Here is a 1204-nt window from a genome sequence, read left to right on the forward strand (position 1 = left end):
GCCCGGTTACATTCCGAACCCGGAAGCTAAGCCTCACAGCGCCGATGGTACTGCAGGGGGGACCCTGTGGGAGAGTAGGACGCCGCCGAACAATTATTCAAGGCCGCGGCCCCAGCGATTCGCTGGGGCCGCGGCCTTTTTTGTTTTTACGAACGTTTTGCACCGTCGGCACGACTAGGGACTTCCGCCCAGGCGCGGGGCGTCCCCCGATGCCGGACAATGGAGATGGTGCTCGGCCAGGAGGCCGGCATCGAACCGCGCGAGGGCAGTGGTGTCGCCCCCATCCGCGGTAGAGCTGAAGCAACAGAGGAGTCACCACAATGTCGAACCAGCCCCAGGACCGTCCCGAGCGTCGATCGGACGACGGCCGCGGCTCCGAGCCCCGGTCTCGTGGGGGCTGGTCCAACGACCGCGGTCCGCGTCGCGACGACCGTGACGACCGCCCGCGCCGTGACGACCGTCCCTCCGGCGGTGGGTTCAACCGCGACCGCGACGACCGCGGCGGCTTCCGTCGCGATGACCGTCCGTCGGGCGGTGGCGGCGGCTTCCGCCGTGACGACCGCCCCTCCGGTGGCGGCTTCAACCGCGACCGCGACGACCGCGGCGGCTTCCGTCGCGATGACCGTCCGTCGGGCGGTGGCGGCGGCTTCCGCCGCGATGACCGTCCCTCCGGTGGCGGCTTCAACCGCGACCGCGACGACCGCGGCGGCTTCCGTCGCGATGACCATCCGTCGGGCGGTGGCGGCGGCTTCCGCCGCGATGACCGTCCCTCCGGTGGTGGCGGTGGTTTCCGCCGTGACGATCGTCCGTCGGGCGGTGGCGGTGGTTTCCGTCGTGACGACCGTCCGTCCGGTGGTGGGTTCAACCGTGACCGTGACGACCGTCCGCGTCGTGACGACCGCCCGTCCGGCGGTGGCTTCCGTCGTGACGACCGTCCCTCCGGTGGCGGCTTCAACCGCGACCGCGACGACCGCGGCGGCTTCCGTCGCGACGATCGTCCGTCGGGCGGTGGCGGTGGTTTCCGTCGCGATGACCGTCCGTCCGGTGGTGGGTTCAACCGTGACCGTGACGACCGTCCGCGTCGTGACGACCGCCCGTCCGGCGGCGGGTTCCGTCGTGACGACCGTCCCTCCGGTGGCGGCTTCAACCGCGACCGCGACGACCGCGGCGGCTTCCGTCGCGACGATCGTCCGTCGGGCGGTGG

At 71.7% G+C, this 1204-nt stretch carries 1 rRNA gene and 1 pseudogene; both read left to right on the forward strand.

Features of this window, described 5'->3' with window-relative positions:
* Positions 1-91: ribosomal RNA gene (gene rrf, locus AB0J08_RS41685) — 5S ribosomal RNA — on the forward strand; the annotation flags it as partial.
* 328 nt (positions 92-419) lie between these two features.
* Positions 420-1204: pseudogene (locus AB0J08_RS41690) on the forward strand (tetratricopeptide repeat protein); the annotation flags it as partial.

Source organism: Kitasatospora sp. NPDC050463 (assembly GCF_040655255.1).
GTDB lineage: Bacteria > Actinomycetota > Actinomycetes > Streptomycetales > Streptomycetaceae > Kitasatospora.